This is a genomic window from Bradyrhizobium sp. 23AC (genome assembly GCF_054863025.1).
The window spans coordinates 1-235 of sequence record NZ_JAVAYN010000313.1 but is presented as its reverse complement, the minus strand read 5'-3'; the positions used below and the strand labels follow the sequence as shown (position 1 = coordinate 235).

At 41.7% G+C, this 235-nt stretch carries 1 protein-coding gene; it reads right to left on the bottom strand.

Annotated elements, in window-relative coordinates:
• The coding region (locus RAD10_RS42565) for an ATP-binding protein (protein WP_461622100.1) at positions 1 to 235 on the bottom strand (235 nt) is incomplete at both ends.

The window sequence follows — 235 nt, the reverse complement described above, 5'->3', positions numbered from 1 at the left end:
CCATATTCGCAAGCATCTCCTCATTTTGTTTTGTTTGAGGAAGGTTTATCGTCTTTAAAATATCCGGCCGGTCAACATCGTTATCGAAAGCAAAACGCGCACCGAAATTCCCCTTGTCATCATCTGTTTCGGAGTCGGCCATATTCTGTGAAACAAGATATAGCTGATTTTTAAAGGAACGACCAACACGCTTCATATCCTTAATTAATCGTTTACCTCCGCGGGCTTTAGTCAA